General features: G+C 61.9%; 18 protein-coding genes. 12 read left to right on the top strand and 6 right to left on the bottom strand.

Annotation, left to right across the window (positions count from 1 at the left end):
• Nucleotides 1-119 precede the first annotated feature (119 nt).
• From ACYQ12_RS11710 to ACYQ12_RS11750, 9 genes are all read left to right on the top strand, one after another.
• Nucleotides 120-1,751, top strand: a complete 1,632-nt coding sequence (locus tag ACYQ12_RS11710; protein ID WP_459871810.1) for a diguanylate cyclase domain-containing protein — start codon at nucleotides 120-122, stop codon at nucleotides 1,749-1,751.
• A 123-nt stretch (nucleotides 1,752-1,874) separates the two neighbouring features.
• Nucleotides 1,875-2,456 (top strand): electron transport complex subunit RsxA, encoded by a 582-nt coding sequence (rsxA, locus tag ACYQ12_RS11715; RefSeq protein WP_459871812.1) that lies wholly within the window; start codon nucleotides 1,875-1,877, stop codon nucleotides 2,454-2,456.
• 137 nt (nucleotides 2,457-2,593) lie between these two features.
• Nucleotides 2,594-3,199: an electron transport complex subunit RsxB gene (gene rsxB, locus ACYQ12_RS11720; protein ID WP_459871814.1), complete on the top strand. Its 606-nt coding sequence runs from the start codon at nucleotides 2,594-2,596 to the stop codon at nucleotides 3,197-3,199.
• Nucleotides 3,192-5,279 (top strand): electron transport complex subunit RsxC, encoded by a 2,088-nt coding sequence (rsxC, locus tag ACYQ12_RS11725; RefSeq protein ID WP_459871816.1) that lies wholly within the window; start codon nucleotides 3,192-3,194, stop codon nucleotides 5,277-5,279. The genes rsxB and rsxC overlap by 8 nt, the downstream gene beginning before the upstream one ends.
• A complete protein-coding gene (locus ACYQ12_RS11730) occupies nucleotides 5,276-6,355 on the top strand; it encodes an RnfABCDGE type electron transport complex subunit D (protein ID WP_459871818.1) in 1,080 nt (359 codons plus the stop codon). The genes rsxC and ACYQ12_RS11730 overlap by 4 nt, the downstream gene beginning before the upstream one ends.
• Complete coding sequence (gene rsxG / locus ACYQ12_RS11735; protein WP_459871821.1) at nucleotides 6,352-6,990, top strand: electron transport complex subunit RsxG; 639 nt, start codon at nucleotides 6,352-6,354, stop codon at nucleotides 6,988-6,990. The genes ACYQ12_RS11730 and rsxG overlap by 4 nt, the downstream gene beginning before the upstream one ends.
• Nucleotides 6,987-7,691 (top strand): electron transport complex subunit E, encoded by a 705-nt coding sequence (locus ACYQ12_RS11740; RefSeq protein ID WP_459871824.1) that lies wholly within the window; start codon nucleotides 6,987-6,989, stop codon nucleotides 7,689-7,691. Before rsxG ends, ACYQ12_RS11740 begins: the two co-directional genes overlap by 4 nt.
• A gap of 13 nt (nucleotides 7,692-7,704) precedes the next feature.
• Nucleotides 7,705-8,343, top strand: a complete 639-nt coding sequence (gene nth, locus ACYQ12_RS11745) for an endonuclease III (RefSeq protein ID WP_459871826.1) — start codon at nucleotides 7,705-7,707, stop codon at nucleotides 8,341-8,343.
• Between the two features lie 146 nt (nucleotides 8,344-8,489).
• Nucleotides 8,490-9,245, top strand: coding sequence for a YdcF family protein (locus ACYQ12_RS11750; RefSeq protein WP_459871828.1), 756 nt, complete (start codon nucleotides 8,490-8,492; stop codon nucleotides 9,243-9,245).
• Nucleotides 9,246-9,288: 43 nt separating this feature from the next.
• Here ACYQ12_RS11750 and ACYQ12_RS11755 read toward each other — a convergent pair whose 3' ends face one another.
• From ACYQ12_RS11755 to ACYQ12_RS11770, 4 genes are all read right to left on the bottom strand, one after another.
• On the bottom strand, nucleotides 9,289-9,657 hold the full coding sequence (locus ACYQ12_RS11755; RefSeq protein ID WP_459871830.1) for a DUF1161 domain-containing protein: 369 nt from the start codon (nucleotides 9,655-9,657) through the stop codon (nucleotides 9,289-9,291).
• Between the two features lie 109 nt (nucleotides 9,658-9,766).
• The gene (locus ACYQ12_RS11760; RefSeq protein WP_459871832.1) at nucleotides 9,767-10,438 is read right to left on the bottom strand and encodes a glutathione S-transferase family protein; all 672 of its coding nucleotides are present in this window, start codon (nucleotides 10,436-10,438) and stop codon (nucleotides 9,767-9,769) included.
• 166 nt (nucleotides 10,439-10,604) lie between these two features.
• On the bottom strand, nucleotides 10,605-10,892 hold the full coding sequence (locus ACYQ12_RS11765) for an HlyU family transcriptional regulator (RefSeq protein WP_459871835.1): 288 nt from the start codon (nucleotides 10,890-10,892) through the stop codon (nucleotides 10,605-10,607).
• Between the two features lie 36 nt (nucleotides 10,893-10,928).
• A complete protein-coding gene (locus ACYQ12_RS11770) occupies nucleotides 10,929-12,149 on the bottom strand; it encodes an argininosuccinate synthase (RefSeq protein WP_459871837.1) in 1,221 nt (406 codons plus the stop codon).
• Nucleotides 12,150-12,355: 206 nt separating this feature from the next.
• Between ACYQ12_RS11770 and rnt the strand changes: the two genes are divergently transcribed.
• Nucleotides 12,356-13,021 (top strand): ribonuclease T, encoded by a 666-nt coding sequence (gene rnt / locus ACYQ12_RS11775; RefSeq protein ID WP_459871839.1) that lies wholly within the window; start codon nucleotides 12,356-12,358, stop codon nucleotides 13,019-13,021.
• 91 nt (nucleotides 13,022-13,112) lie between these two features.
• Here the strand turns inward: rnt and ACYQ12_RS11780 are convergent, their stop codons facing one another.
• Both ACYQ12_RS11780 and grxD read right to left on the bottom strand, forming a co-directional pair.
• A complete protein-coding gene (locus ACYQ12_RS11780) occupies nucleotides 13,113-13,736 on the bottom strand; it encodes an HPF/RaiA family ribosome-associated protein (RefSeq protein WP_459871842.1) in 624 nt (207 codons plus the stop codon).
• A gap of 198 nt (nucleotides 13,737-13,934) precedes the next feature.
• A complete protein-coding gene (grxD, locus tag ACYQ12_RS11785; protein ID WP_459871845.1) occupies nucleotides 13,935-14,276 on the bottom strand; it encodes a Grx4 family monothiol glutaredoxin in 342 nt (113 codons plus the stop codon).
• Between the two features lie 387 nt (nucleotides 14,277-14,663).
• Between grxD and argF the strand changes: the two genes are divergently transcribed.
• Together argF and ACYQ12_RS11795 are read left to right on the top strand one after the other, a co-directional pair.
• Complete coding sequence (argF, locus tag ACYQ12_RS11790) at nucleotides 14,664-15,581, top strand: ornithine carbamoyltransferase (RefSeq protein ID WP_459871848.1); 918 nt, start codon at nucleotides 14,664-14,666, stop codon at nucleotides 15,579-15,581.
• A 35-nt stretch (nucleotides 15,582-15,616) separates the two neighbouring features.
• Nucleotides 15,617-16,654, top strand: coding sequence for an ABC transporter ATP-binding protein (locus ACYQ12_RS11795; protein ID WP_459871850.1), 1,038 nt, complete (start codon nucleotides 15,617-15,619; stop codon nucleotides 16,652-16,654).
• Nucleotides 16,655-16,886: the final 232 nt, after the last annotated feature.

Genomic DNA, 16,886 nt, shown 5'->3' on the forward strand with positions numbered 1-16,886 from the left:
AATGGCAGCGCCGACTCAAGATCGCCTCTCATCTGCCGATAAACCCTTGGCCATGCCACGACTCTCATCGGCCTGAAACAGGCCGCCCCAAGGGACGCCCAACCAGCAATAGAGATTCTATGAATCAAGTCTTGTCCTCTCTACGCAATCGCTTCTTTCTGGCGTTGGGCGTCGTACTGCTATTGGCCCTGACAGTGCTGGCACTGGTGACTTACGTGTTCGTGATGCCCCAAATGCTGGCCGAAGAAGAAAGATATGCCGCTCTGGAGTTCGACAAGGCGCAGCGGGTGATCGCCAGCGAGCGGGCCCATCTCAGCCTACTGACCAAGGACTGGGCAACCTGGGACGACAGTTATGCTTTTATAAAGGGACTGATGCCCAGCTATCTGACGTCCAATCTCAATGACGCATTGGTCTTCGAAGACGCCAATCTACAGCTGATTGCCTATTTCCGGCCCGATGGCTCGCCCTACCGAATCGCCGGCCTCATGCCCGACGACAATACCTACACTTCCTGTGCCACCGACAAGGGCGACTGTGCCTGGTCAGCGCCCTTCATCAAGGTGCTGCGCGACCAGATCGACAGTGGCGCCGTCGAGCAGGCAGATACGTGGTTGCTGGCCACGCCGGAGCGGGCACTGGTCAGCCTGTGGCCGATCGTCAAGAGCGACGGCAGTGGCCCGGCGGCCGGCTGGCTAGGCATGGTGCGCACCATGAACGATCAATGGTTCAAGCAACTCAGAACGCAGACCGGACACAATATTTCCATTCATGTGGTCAAGGGGAGTGACGTCAAGGGGAGTGACGTCAAGGGGAACAACACTACCCCCGGCGCGACGACGCTGGCACGAACAAATGCACAGCATATGGTCGCCACTCGTTCCCTCAAGGCGCTGCCCAGTGACTACCGTCTCGACATGCAGGTGGTACTGCCCCGTCAACACTTTCAAAGCAGCATGGGCGCGTTCTACTTCGCACTGTGCTGGACCATCGGCCTGCTGGTAGTCGTGGTCACCGTCGTGCTGATGCTGCTGGAGCGCATGGTGCTCGCTCCTCTGCGCCAGCTCGCTCACTACACTCAGACTCTGCGACGCCACAACATCAATGCCGCTCCCCCCCTCTCGTTGCTGCGACGGCGTGACGAGATCGGCACCCTGTCTCGCCAGTTCGAGCGGCTTCTGGAACATCAGCAGCGCCAGACCTCGGTTCTCATCGAGCTGTCCCAGCAGGATCCATTGACCGGTCTCGCCAACCGGCGCCTGTTCGACAGCTTTCTGACGGCATCGTTGAACCGTGCTCAGCGCGACCGGCAGTCACTCGCTCTGCTCATGATCGATGCCGACCACTTCAAGGCCTATAACGATCACTACGGCCATCAGGCCGGTGATGCCTGCCTGATCGCACTTGCCGATACGATGATGCAGCACTTCATGCGCCGCCAGGAACTGGTGGCACGCACCGGTGGCGAGGAATTCATCGTCGTCCTGCCGGTGGCGTCAATGGACGAAGCCCTGCATCAGGCGGAAGCCCTGCGCCACAAGATCGAATGCCTGAATATCCCCCACGAAGCGTCGCCCACCGCACCGGTCGTGACCGTGAGTATCGGCGTTGCCATATCGACGCCGGACGCACCCTGCAGCCCCGAATGCCTGTTGCGAATCTCCGATTCAGCGTTGTATGTGGCCAAGCAGGCCGGACGCAACCGTGTCAGCCACGAGCACACCGAAGCGGTCGCCCCTCCCGCCGAGTGATCCCGGCCACTCCGATAGCCGGTATACGGTGCCTGGCAGGACGCGTATAATGCCGGGCCTGACATCGTGCGGCGGCACGCACACCCTGACGGCACGACAGTCTCGACACGGCTTGCGGGTTTCATGACCGATTATCTCCTCATTCTGATCGGCACCGTTCTGGTCAACAATTTCGTTCTCGTACAGTTTCTGGGCTTGTGCCCCTTCATGGGCGTGTCCAACAAGCTGGAATCGGCCATGGGCATGTCGCTGGCGACAACCTTCGTGCTGACCCTGTCGTCGATCGCCAGTTATCTGACATATCACTATCTGCTGGTACCGCTGGGACTCGCGTATCTACGTACCCTCACCTTCATCATGGTGATCGCCGTCGTGGTGCAGTTCACCGAAATGATGGTACGCAAGACCAGCCCCCTGCTGTATCAGATACTGGGCATCTTCCTGCCGCTGATAACCACCAACTGTGCGGTGCTGGGGGTAGCGCTGCTCAACCTCAACCGGCAGTCGAGCTTCATGGAGGCTGCGCTGTTCGGCTTCGGTGCAGCGGCCGGCTTCTCGCTGGTGCTGGTGCTGTTCGCCGCGCTGCGCGAACGCTTGGCCACGGCCGATGTCCCACGTCCGTTTCGGGGCGCCGCCATCGCCATGATCACTGCCAGCCTGATGTCACTGGCCTTCATGGGATTTACCGGCCTGGTGCAGATTTGAAGGAAGGCCAAAGCGCCTCGCTTCCGCCCTGCAGGCGACGCCCCTCGAGTGATCCGGCCCTGTCCGAAAAGTCGACGAGCGAAGCCGAGACTCTTCCGACGCACCGTAAATCTCCTATGACAATGCGGACATGATTCATGCTGGAATGGCTCAATGATCACGGCGTATTGACCGCGATGCTGACTCTGCCGGGATTGGCATTGGCCTTCGGCGCGGCGTTGGGCTTTGCCAGCCAGCGCTTCAAGGTCGAAGGCAATCCGATCATCGACAACATCGACGCACTGCTGCCGCAGACCCAGTGCGGCCAATGCGGCTATCCGGGTTGCAAGCCCTACGCCGTAGCCATTGCGGAAGGCGATGCCATCAACAAGTGCCCGCCGGGTGGCGAGGATACCGTCGCCGCGCTGGCCGACTTGCTCGGTCGCGAGGCGTTGCCGCTGGACGGCCCGGATGCGGATGCAAACGATAACCTGCCGAAGGTGGCCTATATCCGCGAGGACGAGTGCATCGGCTGCACCAAGTGCATCCAGGCCTGTCCGGTGGATGCCATCCTCGGCGCCGCCAAGTACATGCATACCGTGATCATCGACGAGTGCACCGGCTGCGACCTGTGTGTCGAACCATGTCCGGTGGACTGCATCGACATGCTGCCCCGGACAAGCGGGCTCGATGCCTGGCGCTGGCCCTACCCCGGCGGTCCGGACCGGGTTATCGCCACGGACGGGGAGAGGGTACATGGCTAGGCATTTCGGCTTCCCCGGCGGCATCCATCCCCCGCAGCGCAAGTCGCGTTCCAATCGAGTCCCGCTGCGCCAGGCGCCGCTTCCCGACCGGGCCGTACTGCCGCTAGGCCAGCATGTCGGCACCGCGGCCGAGCCGATCGTGTGCGTGGGTCAGCATGTGCGCACCGGCGAGCCGATTGCCCGCTCCCAGGGCCTGATTTCGGCCCCCGTACATGCCAGCATCAGCGGTACGGTCAGCGCCATCGAACCGTTGCCGATTCCGCACCCTTCGGGGGAGACGGCGCCGTGTATCGTGATCGAGAGCGACGGCCGCGACGAGAGATTCATCCTGCCTCGATTGCTCTGGCAGGAAAGTGACGATGACATCCTCATCGAACGCCTGAGCGAGGCGGGCATCGTGGGGCTGGGCGGGGCCGGCTTCCCCACCGCGGTCAAGGCGCGCGTACGCGAGCGTCATGCCATCGACACTCTGATCGTCAATGCCGCCGAGTGCGAGCCCTACATCACCGCAGACGATATCACCCTGCGCCACTACGCTACCGACGTGCTCGAAGGTGCCCGACTGTTCGCCAAGCTTTCGGGGGCCACGCGAATCATGATCGGTATCGAGGACGACAAGCCCGAGGCCGCCGCGGCGCTGCAAGCCGCCATCAGCGCTGCGGCAGAAGATGCCGGATCCATCGAACTCCGTGTCGTGCCCACCCGCTATCCCAGCGGTGGCGAGAAGCAACTGATCAAGTTGCTGACCGACCGCGAGGTACCCAGTCATGGGCTGCCCGCCGATATCGGCGTGCTTTGCCACAACCCCGGCACTTTGCTGGCCGCCATCTGCGCGGTACGTGACGGCGAATCGCTGATCTCGCGTATCGTGACGCTGACCGGTGAAGCGCTGGAGCGCCCCGGCAATGTCGAGGCCCGACTGGGCACCTCGATCGAGACGCTGCTGACGGAAGCCGGACTGCATGCCGACGGGCCGGCCCGCCTGATTATGGGCGGCCCGATGATGGGCGTTACTCTGGAGCGCCTCGATCTGCCGCTGGTCAAGGCCACCAATTGCCTGATCGCAGCTACCGCCGAGGAGTTTCCCGCGCCGCCGGCCGAGCAGCCCTGCATCCGGTGCGGCGCCTGCGAAAGCGTATGCCCGGCCTCGCTGTTGCCGCAGCAGCTGTACTGGTTCGCCAAGGGACGCGAACATGACAAGGCCGAGCTGTTCGATCTCTTCGACTGTATCGAATGCGGCGCCTGCGCCTACGTCTGTCCCAGCCACATTCCGCTGGTACAGTATTACCGCGCCGCCAAGGACGAGATCCGCTTGCATCGACATGAAACACACCGGGCCGAGCATGCCCGCCACCGCTTCGAATTCCGCCAGGCGCGCCTGGCCCGGGAGGAAGCCGAGAAGGAAGCCAAGCGTCAGCGCCGGGCACAGGCGGTGAAAACGCGTCATGACGACGCCTCCGCCTCAGCCCTCCCGGCAGTCCCGGACGAGGCGACTCCGGTTCGTACCGGCCCCGTCGAGACCCCGTCAGCATCGACGTCCGTGCCGCAAGCTCAGGTCCGCCACCTGAAAATCGCTCAGGCCGCGGCCCGGGCGGCGGTGAAGAAGGCGGAAAAGGCCCTGGCGCGGGCCAGCGAAGCCGGAGAGGATGGAGCAGAACAGCTCGCGGATCTCGAGGTTCAGCTCGCCACGGCCAGAGAACATCTGCAAACCGCCGAGACACGCCTCGCAGCCGCGCAGTCCGGTGGATCCCCGTCCGATACCGGACGGGATGCGTCCCCTCTGCAGACCCGGCCGGACAAGGGCACCGAAGACGGTCCGGCACGCGACAAGGCACTGAAGCAGCGCCGGATTGCCGTGACCGCGGCCCAGTCAGCACAACGCAAGGCACTGAAGGAGTGGGAGCGGCTCGATACCCCGAGTGCCGACCCGCAGGCCCGTGACGCTGCAAAGCAGAAGCTTGCCAGAACGCAGGCCAACCTGGAGCGCGCCCAGGCCGCCCTCGACGAGCTGCAGACGACAGAGACAACGAAAGAGACACGTTCCGCTCCCAGCAACTCCCCCGAGGGGGCGAAGTCATGAGCCTGATCCATGCCGATGCTTCGCCGCCCTCCTCGCCGCCACCGATACCCGCCTCTACGGCCCGGGTCATGGGCTGGGTACTGCTCGCCACCCTCCCCGGTGTTGTCACGCTGACCTGGCACTTCGGCTGGGGCGTGGTCATCAATGTCTCGCTGGCCATGATGACCGGTGTGCTGCTGGAGGCGGCCATGCTGGCGCTGCGTGGTCGCCCCATCGTTGCCACCCTGCGCGACAACAGTGCCCTGGTGACTGGTGTGCTGCTCGGCGTGTCGCTACCGCCGCTCGCCCCCTGGTGGCTGATACTGGTCGGCATGGCAGCGGCAATCGTCGTCGCCAAGCACCTCTACGGTGGCCTGGGACAGAATCTCTTCAACCCCGCCATGGTGGGCTACGCCCTGTTGCTGGTCGCCTTCCCTGTTCCCATGACCCAGTGGGTGCCGCCGCATGGCGTGTTCGGCCCCGACGCGATCTCGCTGGGCGAGGCACTGGGCCACGTGGCGGGACTGATCCCCCCGGCCGACGCCATGACCGGCGCCACCCCACTGGATGCCTTCAAGCACAAGCCGCAGAGCCTGATGGCCAGCGAGTTCTGGGCGGGAGACCCGTTAGCGGACGGCACTCTGGCCGCCTGGCACCACGCCGCCCTGGCCTGGCTTGTCGGCGGCGGGCTGCTGCTCTACAAGCGCGTGATTGGCTGGCACATCCCCGTGGCCATGCTCGGCACCCTGACGCTGGTGGCCACGCTGCTCTATGCTGGCGAACCCAGTCACCACGCCAGTCCGCTGTTCCATCTGCTGGGCGGCGCGGCGATCTTCGGCGCCTTCTTCATCGCCACCGACCCGGTCAGCGCCGCCACCAGCCGCCGAGGCAAGTGGGTCTACGGTGCGGGTATCGGCCTGCTGGTCATCCTGATCCGCGTCTACGGCGCCTATCCCGATGCCGTCGCCTTCGCCGTACTGTTGATGAACTTCGCCGCGCCTTTCATCGACTACTACACTCGGCCCCGCGTCTACGGCCACGCCCGTTCCCATCGCGGCATCAAGGTGACGCGGCTCGACGACAGAGACGCTCCATGACCGAACTGGCACGCAGCATTGTCCGTAACGCCACAGGCCTGGGGCTGTTCGCGCTGGTCACCGCCGGCGTGATCGCAATGACCCATGCAGTGACGGCAGAACGCATCGCTGACAATCGTCAGGCAAACGAATATCGTGTGCTGAAGCAGGTAGTGCCCGATGCTCTGCACGACAACGACCTGCTCGATGCGAGCGTACTGCTTCCGGCGGCTCCCGAACTGGGACACAGCGTTCCTTTCACGGCGTGGCGGGCCATGCGCCGGGGCCAGGTCAGTGCCGTCATTCTGCCGGTAACGGCACCTGACGGGTACAGCGGCGCTATCGATCTGCTGGTGGGCATCGACAGCTACGGGCGCCTTAGCGGCGTGCGGGTCGTGCAGCATCGGGAAACGCCGGGGCTTGGCGATAGAATCGAAGTGCGCAAATCCGATTGGATCACTCGCTTCACCGGCCTGTCCCTCGACGACCCGCCGCCCTCGCAATGGGCGGTGAAGAAGGATGGCGGCCGGTTCGACGCCTTCACCGGCGCGACCGTGACGCCACGTGCAGTGGTCGGTGTCGTCCGTCGTAGCCTGGAATACTTCGCCGACAACCGGCAGAGACTTCTGAATGCAAGCGAGGACGACCCTCAATGAGCCAGTTCGACTCCCTCATGCGCAACGGTCTCTGGACGAACAATCCCGCGCTGGTGCAGCTTCTGGGGCTGTGCCCGCTGCTGGCCGTGACCACCAGCGTGGTGAACGCGCTCGGACTGGGGCTGGCGACGCTGCTGGTCATGGTCGGCGCCAACGTCTCGGTATCGCTTATCCGCCACCATGTGCCGGAAGCGGTACGCCTGCCAGCGTTCGTGATGATCATTGCCGCTTTCGTCACCTGTGCCGAGCTCTTGATGCAGGCCTATACCTTCCAGCTTTACCAGGTTCTCGGCATTTTCATTCCGCTGATCGTCACCAACTGCGCCATCCTTGGCCGTGCCGATACCTTCGCCTCGAAAAATCCCATGCTGCCGGCCGCAACGGATGGCCTGATGATGGGGCTCGGTTTCGGTGCCGTACTGCTGGTCCTGGGCGCGCTGCGCGAGTTGTTCGGCCAGGGCACTTTGCTGGCCGACATGGACCTGCTGCTGGGTCCGCTCGCCGCCGATTGGCAGGTCGAGGTGTTTCCCGATTACGATTTCCTGTTTCTGGTGCTTCCACCGGGGGCCTTTTTCACCACGGGGCTGTTGATCGCGCTCAAGAACGTGATCGACGACCGGGCCAGGCGGCATCGTCAGGCTCGGCGGGTCGACACGCCCCGCGAGAGTCGCCGGGTCCGAGTGACCGGCATCATCAAATAATTCGACCGAGCCCATGAACGCCCAAAAACGTTACGAGATCTTCGCCCGGCTACGCGAGCACAACCCCAATCCGACCACCGAACTGAACTGGACGACGCCCTTCGAGCTGCTGACCGCCGTGCTGCTCTCCGCCCAGGCCACCGATGTCGGGGTCAACAAGGCCACCGCACGGCTGTTCCCGGCAGCCAACACACCGCAGGCGATTCTCGACCTGGGTCTCGACGGCCTCAAGGAACACATCAGAACCATCGGTCTGTACAATACCAAGGCCGAAAATCTGATGAAAACCTGCCGGATCCTGGTCGACCAGCACCAGGGAGAGGTGCCGCAGACCCGCACGGCGCTGGAGTCGCTGCCCGGCGTAGGCCGCAAGACCGCCAGCGTGATCCTCAATACGGCGTTCGGCCATCCCACCATTGCCGTGGATACGCATATCTTCCGGGTTTCCAACCGCACCCGCATCGCACCAGGCAAGGATGTCATCGAGGTCGAAAGGAAGTTGCTGCGCTGCGTGCCCAAGGAGTTCAAGCAGGACATTCACCACTGGCTGATCCTGCATGGCCGTTATACTTGCGTGGCACGCAAGCCACGCTGCGGCAGCTGCGTGATCGAGGATCTCTGCGAATATCCCGACAAGACCGATCTCGCTTAGAGCCACGCCTTCTTCACGCGGGCCCGGCACGGTCCCGCAATGCAGGGCGTGCGGGACCACTGCCGGACGCCAGTTCTCCATGGCGCTGCCGCCAGCCGGCGTTTCCGTTACACTTCGGCCTTTCGCCGGCCAAGTTACGCTTCCCCATGCTGAACCTGCTCAAATATGCCCTGCTGCCTCCCCTGTTCAACGTTGTGCTCATCGTGGCGGGTATCCTGCTCTGGCGCCGCATGCCCTGGCTGGGCGCCAGCCTGATCGGCGCGGGTATCGCCAGCCTGCTGCTGCTGGCCACCCCTGTCGTCAGTCACGCGCTTCGGCAGGGACTGGAAAACTATTCACCGCCGACCGTCGAGCAACTCGAGTATGCCGAAGCCATCGTGATCGTGGGCGGCGGACGGGACTATGCGTCACCCGAGTTTGGCTGGGGAGATGCACCGAATAATGCAACGTGGCGGCGCCTGGCCTACGGCGCCAAGCTGGCACGCCAGACCGGACTGCCGATTCTCGTCAGCGGCGGGCGGGGTTTCGATGAGCCGCAGGCCGAGGCGACATTGATGGCCAAGGCACTGGAGCAGGTTTTCGATATCCCGGTGCGCTGGGTGGAAACCGCTAGCCGCACGACCGCCGAGAACGCCAGCTACACGGCCCAGGTACTCGGTACGGAGCATATCCATCGTATCGTCCTGGTCAGTCAGGCCTGGCATCTTCCGCGTGCCGTGCCCGCTTTCGAGGCAGCCGGATTCGATGTGATTCCTGCGCCAACGGAGTTCGCCAGCGCCCCGCCACCCGGGGTGGTGGCATGGATACCGCGCGCCTATCATCTGCGTCAGAGTACTCAGGCGCTACACGAGTGGCTGGGACGCGCGGTCTACAGCTTGCGCCGCACCTCCGCAGCGTCGTGATCCCGCTGGATGTGCCTGACACGTGTGATTGGCTACGCGTGAATCAGTCACGCCTGAAGATGATGCGCTTCTCGCCGCTGTCGCAGCTGCCGACGATGTCGCCGTCCTGAAGCTCCTCATCCTGATACGTCTGCCCCTGAGTCCTATCCTGCTCGCCGCTGTGCTCGATACGGGCTTCCGGGACGATTTCCAGTGAGTAGTCCTTGGCGCCCGACGCCTGGATCTCGCGATCGACTTCTACCCTGACCTGCTTGCAGGGCCGGATCTCCCTCTCGGCTCTCGCCTCTTCGACGCCGATCGTATCGGGCTTTTCCTGATCGGTGGCCTCGTTCTGCGCTTTCTCGAGTGTGGTCTGCGCCGCTACCGGCATCGTCATTGCGGCCAGCAGCAGGGCGGTGATCAAGCGTGACATCCGGTGTCTCCTCTCTTCCCGATGGACATTGGCTCCCCTTCAAGCTAAGAACACCTTTCGCCTCGGGTAAAGCCCGCTTCGGTATTCCGGCGCCCCGTTTTGAGCGAGATCAAGTCGACATACGAAACTCACCGCCCTTCTCCATGGCCCGACGATAGGCGGGCCGTTCCCGCATGCGCGCCAGGCATGCCTTCACGTTGGCATGATCGCCGAAGCCGCCGCGCGACTCGAGTGCCAGCAGAGGGAAGCTCATCTGGATGTCTGCCGCAGTGAATTGCTCTCCGGCGAACCAGGTCGAGCGTGCCAGTTCATCTTCCCAGAAATCCAGGTGCTGGCGAATTTGCGGATCGAGAAAACGGCTCTGCACGCCGACGGCCAGCAGGCGTCCGACAGGCCGGATCAGTGCGGGCACCGGTGGCTTGTCGAGCCGTGAAAACACCAGCCTCATGACCAGCGGAGGCATCGCCGAGCCCTCGGCGTAGTGCAGCCAGAAACGGTAGCGCCGGTAATCGGCACTGTCCACGGTGGGAATCAGCTCTCTGCGGGTGTCGTAGGTGTCGATCAGATAGTCGATGATCGCTCCGGATTCGGCGACGGTAATATCGCCATCGGTAATCACCGGCGATTTACCCAGCGGATGGACCTTCTTGAGTTCGGGCGGCGCCAGCAGGGTCTTGGGATCGCGCCGATAGTGAACGATCCGGTAGTCGAGCCCCAGCTCTTCGAGTAACCACAACACGCGCTGTGAGCGGGAGTTTTCCAGATGGTGGACCTGAATCATGCGAAGCTGCCTATGAAGTGAGAGCTTTATCATCATGCCGCACCGGCGCCCGGCGTACCATCCAGCATCTCTCCGCCCTCTAGAAGCAACCGGAGAGCAAGAGCTCAGACGCAAAAAAACGGCGCTTCCGAAGAAGCGCCGTCTATCGTGACATGCCGGCGGAGGATCAATCGTTGAAGATGTCTTCGCCGCGATCGTCGATCAGGCGTTTCGCCTTGTCGAGGGTCAACTCGATGCACTCGAGCCGATCGGAGACAATGTCGGAACGCTCGAAGCGATGCTCGCGAGCCTGCCCTCCCTCGACAGGCTGACGAATCCAGCCACTGACACGATACTGTCCTCCCGCATCCTGCGGATCGGGAGTGATCTCGAATCCCTTGTACTCCGTAGGAGGGACCTCTTCGGCATAGACATCCCCGCTACGGAACAAGCCATCAATGAGACGTTTGAGCATGCTCTCCTCCTCCATGATGATGCATGAGTAGTGGAATCAGCTGGCGTTGCGCCCCTTGCCGGCGGCGATGCGCAGGCGCAGAGCGTTGAGCTTGATGAAGCCTTCGGCGTCCTTCTGATTATAGGCCCCTGCATCATCCTCGAAGGTGGCGATCGACTCGTCAAACAACGATTGCTCGGACTTGCGCCCCACTACGCTGGCGCTGCCCTTGTAGAGCTTCATGCGCACCACGCCATTGACGTATTGCTGGGTCTCGTCGATGGCCGCCTGCAGCATCTTGCGCTCCGGGCTCCACCAGTAGCCGTTATAGATGGTCTCGGCGTACTTGGGCATCAACTCGTCCTTGAGGTGCGCCGCCTCGCGATCGAGGGTGATCGACTCGATGGCACGGTGGGCACGCAGCATGATGGTGCCACCCGGCGTTTCATAGCAGCCGCGCGACTTCATGCCGACGTAACGGTTCTCGACGATATCCAGACGGCCGATACCGTTGTCGCCGCCTAGCTTGTTGAGCTTGGCCAGCACCTCGTGCGGCGCCAGCCGTTCGCCATCGATGGCGACGATATCGCCACGCTCGAACGTCAGCTCCACGTAGGTGGGCTGATCGGGTGCCGCCTCGGGCGAAACGCTCCAGCGCCACATGTCTTCCTCGGCCTCGGCCCAGGGATCCTCGAGGATGCCACCCTCATAGGAGATGTGCAGCAGGTTGGCGTCCATCGAGTATGGCGACTTCTTCTTGCTCTTGGAGAAGTCGACCGGAATCTCATGCTGCTCGCAGTAGTTCATGAGCTTTTCACGCGAGGTGAGATCCCACTCGCGCCACGGGGCAATGACCTTGACGCCGGGCTTGAGTGCGTAGGCACCGAGTTCGAAGCGTACCTGGTCGTTGCCCTTGCCGGTAGCGCCGTGGGAGATGGCGTCTGCGCCGGTCTCGTTGGCGATCTCGATCAGACGCTTGGCGATCAGCGGCCGGGCAATGGAAGTGCCCAGCAGGTACTCGCCTTCATAGATGGTGTTGGCACGAAACATCGGGTAGACGTAATCGCGCACGAACTCCTCGCGCAGATCCTCGATGTAGATTTCCTTGACGCCTAGCGCCTTGGCCTTGGCACGTGCCGGTTCGACTTCCTCGCCCTGACCGATATCGGCGGTAAACGTCACCACCTCGCAGCCATAGGTCTCCTGCAACCATCTGACGATGACGGAAGTGTCTAGGCCGCCGGAATAGGCAAGGACGACCTTTTTCACATCGGACATGCTGGGCTCCTTCGTTGGGGAATCGGACCCGAGCTGGCGCCGGGTACCATAATCGCCCGATTATAGCGCCGCCGGCAGCACACGAATACCGACGAGCGGGACGCCCCCATGCCAAAATGCTACAATCCCGGGCATTTCACGGGGGAGCCGGAGGCTCTTCTGCCAAGCGGCGATTCGCCGGGTAGTTCACGGGACGGAGCAAGGGCATGACCGACGCCAGCGCACGCGATTTGATGGCTCAACGTTTTCGCAGTTATCTACCCGTCGTGGTCGATCTCGAAACCGGTGGCTTCAATGCCCAGCAGGATGCCCTGCTCGAGATCGCAGCGGTCACTTTGACCATGGACGATCAGGGCAATCTGTTACCCGATGCCACCTACGCCTTTCACATCGAACCCTTCGAGGGTGCCAATGTCGAGCAATCGGCCCTGGACTTTACCGGTATCGACCTGCACAGCCCCTTTCGCAAGCAGGTTGCGCTTAGCGAGTCCGAGGCATTGGGCGAAATCTTCAAGCCCATACGCAAGGCGGTGAAGGCACACAACTGCACGCGCGCCATTCTGGTCGGCCACAATGCCGCCTTCGACCATACCTTTCTCAACGCCGCCATCACGCGATGCGGCATCAAGCGCAACCCCTTTCATCCTTTTTCCAGTTTCGATACCGCGACGCTTTCCGGCCTGGCCTATGGGCAGACGGTGCTCGCCAGAGCCTGCCGTGCAGCCGGCATCGAATTCGATAACAGCTCCGCCCACTCCGCGCGCTACGATACCGAACGCACTGCCGAACTGTTCTGCGCCATCGTCAATCGCTTCAAGGACCTGGGCGGCTGGAACCTGGCCCAGCGTGAGCAGGGCCTGGAAGAGACTTGATGACACATGGGGGCCGGCTTCTATCGCCGTCCCCCATTCATTAAACGGCCATCAGTGTCGAACGGACTTAAGCGCGCAACGGGCGCTCGTCTTAGCGGGACTCCCAGCCAGACGGCATATCGACATCGTCTTCCTCCGAGCCGCCCACGCCCGGCTTATCGAGAATCTGTACCGTACTGGCCTGCGGTCCCTTTTCGCCCTCTTCGGGTTCGTAACGGACCTGCGTGCCCGCCGTCAGGCGATCGAAGTCGTTGTGTAACACCGAGTTGCGATGGAAGTAGATGTCCTCGCCATCGAGCCCCTTGAGAAAACCGTAATCGTCCTCGGGGAACATCCTGGCCACGATAGCCACGGGAGGGTTGGTGACATCGTTGTGGTGCTTGACGTCGCCGTTGCGCTTTGAAACTTGCTTCTTAAGCTGTTTCTCCATCGCTTCGAAGGCATGACGAATGATGGGGCGCAATTGCACCTGAGGATCCGTGACCCGCTCCGTCTTCTCGGCCACCAGTTCGCCCTTGGCAGGGATCGTCACCTCGACGAGCGTACGATAGGGGTTGCCGGTGCGGTTGTTGTTCTGGGTCTGCTCGATGACCACACGACAGCCGATGATGTCGTCACTGAAGTGCTCGAGCTTGTCTACACGGGTCTTGATGTAGTCGTCGATCCAGTCGGAACGAGAAACACCGTTGTAGTTGATCTCAAGTGGAATCTGCATGTTTATCCTCCCTGGTCATGCGCAAGTAATAGAACCAGAGAACTCATCATCCGGTTCTACTCCACAGCGTGGTAGCGACGGCAAGGGTTTTCAACGCAAAATCGCACATTTACCGGTCAGTAAACTGGCATTACCAATCGCAGCAAAAGGCCCGCAAGCGGAACTTGCGGGCCTTGGGGAAAGCGCAATTATCAGGCTTCAGGCATTGCCTTTCTCGGCGGTCTCCTGAGAGACGCTCTTGATCATGGGTTCGAGTTCGCCATTCTGATACATCTCGACCACGATATCGCATCCGCCGACCAGCTCGCCATTGACCCACAGCTGGGGGAAAGTGGGCCAGTTGCCATACTTGGGCAGCTCGGCACGGATATCCGGATTGTCGAGCACGTTCACAAAGGCGAAGCGCTCACCGCAGGCCATCAGGGCCTGGACCGTTTGTGCGGAGAACCCGCACTGCGGCAGCTGCGGTGTACCTTTCATGTAGATCAGGATCGGGTTTTCGCTGATCTGCTGCTTGATGGTTTCGATAGTGTTGCTCATGGAGACTCCTCGACGGGGGGATGAAGGGCATCCCCGCGTGGCTTCGCGTTTATGTCAGCGTAGACCCATTTTACCGATGCATGGCCTTGAATACATCCTCCCGCTCTCATGCATTGCATGCAAGGCGCAGCCTAGCTAGGATGATCGTTTTCGCACGGCCCGCGTCAAGCGGTACTAAAAGTGGGTCCGGGCGCCGCAGGTGCGTTTGTGCCGATGCTTGGATCGGTGCAGGCGCGCTTCCGGCGCCTTTTTCGTTCATGTACATGATATGTGCCTCAGCCTCACGGTAGCGGCATTCTTATCTGCGCAAGGCCCGAATTCGACATTACAACAGTACCGCCAGATTGAGCGCCATGTCGTTCAGTTTCACTTTCAAGGATCGTTGCCATGGCTACACGTCACTTTCTGACCCTGCTCGACCTGACTCCTGATGAGCTGTCTTATCTCATTCAGCGCGCGATCACGATCAAGAATCGCCTGAAGACCCATGGGCCTACCTATACGCCCTTCGCCAACCGCACCCTGGCGATGATCTTCGAAAAATCCTCGACTCGTACCCGCGTCTCGTTCGAAACCGCCATGGCCCAGTTCGGAGGACATGCCCTATTCCTGTCCTCTCGCGACACCCAGCTAGGCCGCGGCGAACCGATCGGCGACACTGCTCGAGTGCTTTCCGAAATGGTGGATGCGGTCATGATCCGCACCTTCTCCCATGCCGGTCTCGAAGAGTTTGCCCATGCCAGCAGCGTACCGGTGATCAATGCCCTGACGGACGACTATCATCCCTGCCAACTGCTGGCCGATATCATGACCTGGACAGAGCGTCGCGGCCCGGTCCGGGGCAAGACCGCCGTCTGGATCGGCGACGGCAATAACATGTGTCACTCCTGGATCAACGCCGCACGCCAGTTCGACTTCAACCTGCGCGTCTGCTGTCCGGAGGGTTACGATCCCGACCCGACCATCATGGAGGCGGCCGGCGATCGGGTAACGCTGCTGCGCGACCCGCAGGCGGCCGCACGAGGTGCCGACCTCGTGACGACCGATGTCTGGGCATCGATGGGGCAGGAAGAGGAACAGGCTGAACGAGCGAATGCCTTCCGGGGTTTCCAGGTCACCGAAGCCATGCTGGATGCTGCCTCCGACGAGGTGATCTTCCTGCACTGCCTGCCGGCCCATCGAGGAGAAGAGATCAGCGAGACGCTGCTCGACGATTCTCGAGCCTTCGTCTGGCAGGAAGCAGGCAACCGTCTCCATGCGCAGAAGGCGCTGCTCGAGTTCCTGCTGCTCGGTCGCACCGAATAAACCGAACGCTCTCGGAAGCGCCGGACACAGCCAAGATGTCACTGCACATCGAGAATCTGACTTGCCACTACGGCACGAACGTCGCGGTCAGGGAAGCGACCTTCAGCCTGGCCCAAGACAGTATCGGTTGCCTGTTGGGGCCTTCCGGAAGCGGTAAGACCACGCTCCTGCGCGCGGTGGCCGGCTTCGAGAAGGCCACGCGCGGCTCGATCCATCTCGCCGATCGACTCCTGTCGTCACCCGACACTCACATGGCGCCTGAAAGGCGCCATGTGGGGATGGTGTTTCAGCATCATGCGCTCTTTCCCCATCTGACCGTTGCCGATAACGTGGCATTCGGCCTGCCCCACCTTCCACGCCGGCAGCGGCAATCACGTACCGATGAACTTCTCGAATTGACGGGATTGAGCCGGCTTGCCCGGCGTTTTCCGCATCAGCTTTCGGGCGGCCAGCAGCAGCGTGTCGCTCTGGCTCGGGCACTTGCCCCCCGGCCACGTCTGCTGTTGCTCGATGAGCCCTTCTCCAGCCTGGATGCCGAGCTTCGCCGCCAGCTCAGCCAGGAGGTTCGTCATCTGCTGAAGCAGCTCGGGATCGCGACGCTCATGGTCACACATGACCAGCACGAGGCGTTCGCGACAAGTGACTGGATCGGTGTATTGAACAAGGGCTGCCTCGAGCAATGGGACACCCCATTGCAGCTCTACCAGAGCCCGATGACGCGCTTCGTGGCCCGCTTCATTGGCCAGGGGGACTTTCTGCCGGGCATCATGGATGCTCAAGGCGGTGTCGCCACTGAACTCGGTACCATTGCAACCACCCGTGCGCAGGGCTTCACACCAGGAACTGAAGTCGAAGTGCTGCTGCGACCCGAGAATATCGTATGGGACAGTCTCGGCTCCTTGCAGGGTACGATAGAGACATGCTGCTTCAACGGCGCCACGATACGCTATCGGATTCGCCTCCCCTCCTCCCGCCAGTTCGAAGTCATTATCGACAGTCGCCATCCGTTCATGCCGGGCGACAGACTGTCCTTACGCCTCGATATCTGTCAGCCCGTCATGTTCAAACGCTAGCCCCCGCTTCGTTCATCTCGCGAGTGGCTGCCGTCTCGCACGATAGGGAGCGAGTCCATCGGGCCATTCCAGAACTGCGGGACGTTCAAGTGAAAGGAAGTTTCAGAAACAGAAGAAGAACGGCAGACAGCATTCGCCGGGCACTGCCTTGTCCAGACGACACTCCCTGAAAGTCCGCGCAGCTACACATCACATGAAAATACACAACATGAAAAAGCCGCCTGAGCGATTG

The sequence above is a fragment of the Halomonas shantousis genome, assembly GCF_054654615.1.

Excerpts from the sequence above, each read along its gene's own strand:
- ACYQ12_RS11750 (WP_459871828.1), top strand. The coding sequence starts at position 8,490 with ATGCTGAACCTGCTCAAATATGCCCTGCTGCCTCCCCTGTTCAACGTT.
- rsxG (WP_459871821.1), top strand. The coding sequence starts at position 6,352 with ATGACCGAACTGGCACGCAGCATTGTCCGTAACGCCACAGGCCTGGGG.
- ACYQ12_RS11765 (WP_459871835.1), bottom strand. The coding sequence starts at position 10,892 with ATGCTCAAACGTCTCATTGATGGCTTGTTCCGTAGCGGGGATGTCTAT.
- nth (WP_459871826.1), top strand. The coding sequence starts at position 7,705 with ATGAACGCCCAAAAACGTTACGAGATCTTCGCCCGGCTACGCGAGCAC.
- rsxB (WP_459871814.1), top strand. The coding sequence starts at position 2,594 with ATGCTGGAATGGCTCAATGATCACGGCGTATTGACCGCGATGCTGACT.
- ACYQ12_RS11760 (WP_459871832.1), bottom strand. The coding sequence starts at position 10,438 with ATGATTCAGGTCCACCATCTGGAAAACTCCCGCTCACAGCGCGTGTTG.
- ACYQ12_RS11730 (WP_459871818.1), top strand. The coding sequence starts at position 5,276 with ATGAGCCTGATCCATGCCGATGCTTCGCCGCCCTCCTCGCCGCCACCG.
- rsxC (WP_459871816.1), top strand. The coding sequence starts at position 3,192 with ATGGCTAGGCATTTCGGCTTCCCCGGCGGCATCCATCCCCCGCAGCGC.
- rsxA (WP_459871812.1), top strand. The coding sequence starts at position 1,875 with ATGACCGATTATCTCCTCATTCTGATCGGCACCGTTCTGGTCAACAAT.
- ACYQ12_RS11755 (WP_459871830.1), bottom strand. The coding sequence starts at position 9,657 with ATGTCACGCTTGATCACCGCCCTGCTGCTGGCCGCAATGACGATGCCG.
- ACYQ12_RS11780 (WP_459871842.1), bottom strand. The coding sequence starts at position 13,736 with ATGCAGATTCCACTTGAGATCAACTACAACGGTGTTTCTCGTTCCGAC.
- ACYQ12_RS11795 (WP_459871850.1), top strand. The coding sequence starts at position 15,617 with ATGTCACTGCACATCGAGAATCTGACTTGCCACTACGGCACGAACGTC.
- ACYQ12_RS11710 (WP_459871810.1), top strand. The coding sequence starts at position 120 with ATGAATCAAGTCTTGTCCTCTCTACGCAATCGCTTCTTTCTGGCGTTG.
- grxD (WP_459871845.1), bottom strand. The coding sequence starts at position 14,276 with ATGAGCAACACTATCGAAACCATCAAGCAGCAGATCAGCGAAAACCCG.
- rnt (WP_459871839.1), top strand. The coding sequence starts at position 12,356 with ATGACCGACGCCAGCGCACGCGATTTGATGGCTCAACGTTTTCGCAGT.
- argF (WP_459871848.1), top strand. The coding sequence starts at position 14,664 with ATGGCTACACGTCACTTTCTGACCCTGCTCGACCTGACTCCTGATGAG.
- ACYQ12_RS11770 (WP_459871837.1), bottom strand. The coding sequence starts at position 12,149 with ATGTCCGATGTGAAAAAGGTCGTCCTTGCCTATTCCGGCGGCCTAGAC.
- ACYQ12_RS11740 (WP_459871824.1), top strand. The coding sequence starts at position 6,987 with ATGAGCCAGTTCGACTCCCTCATGCGCAACGGTCTCTGGACGAACAAT.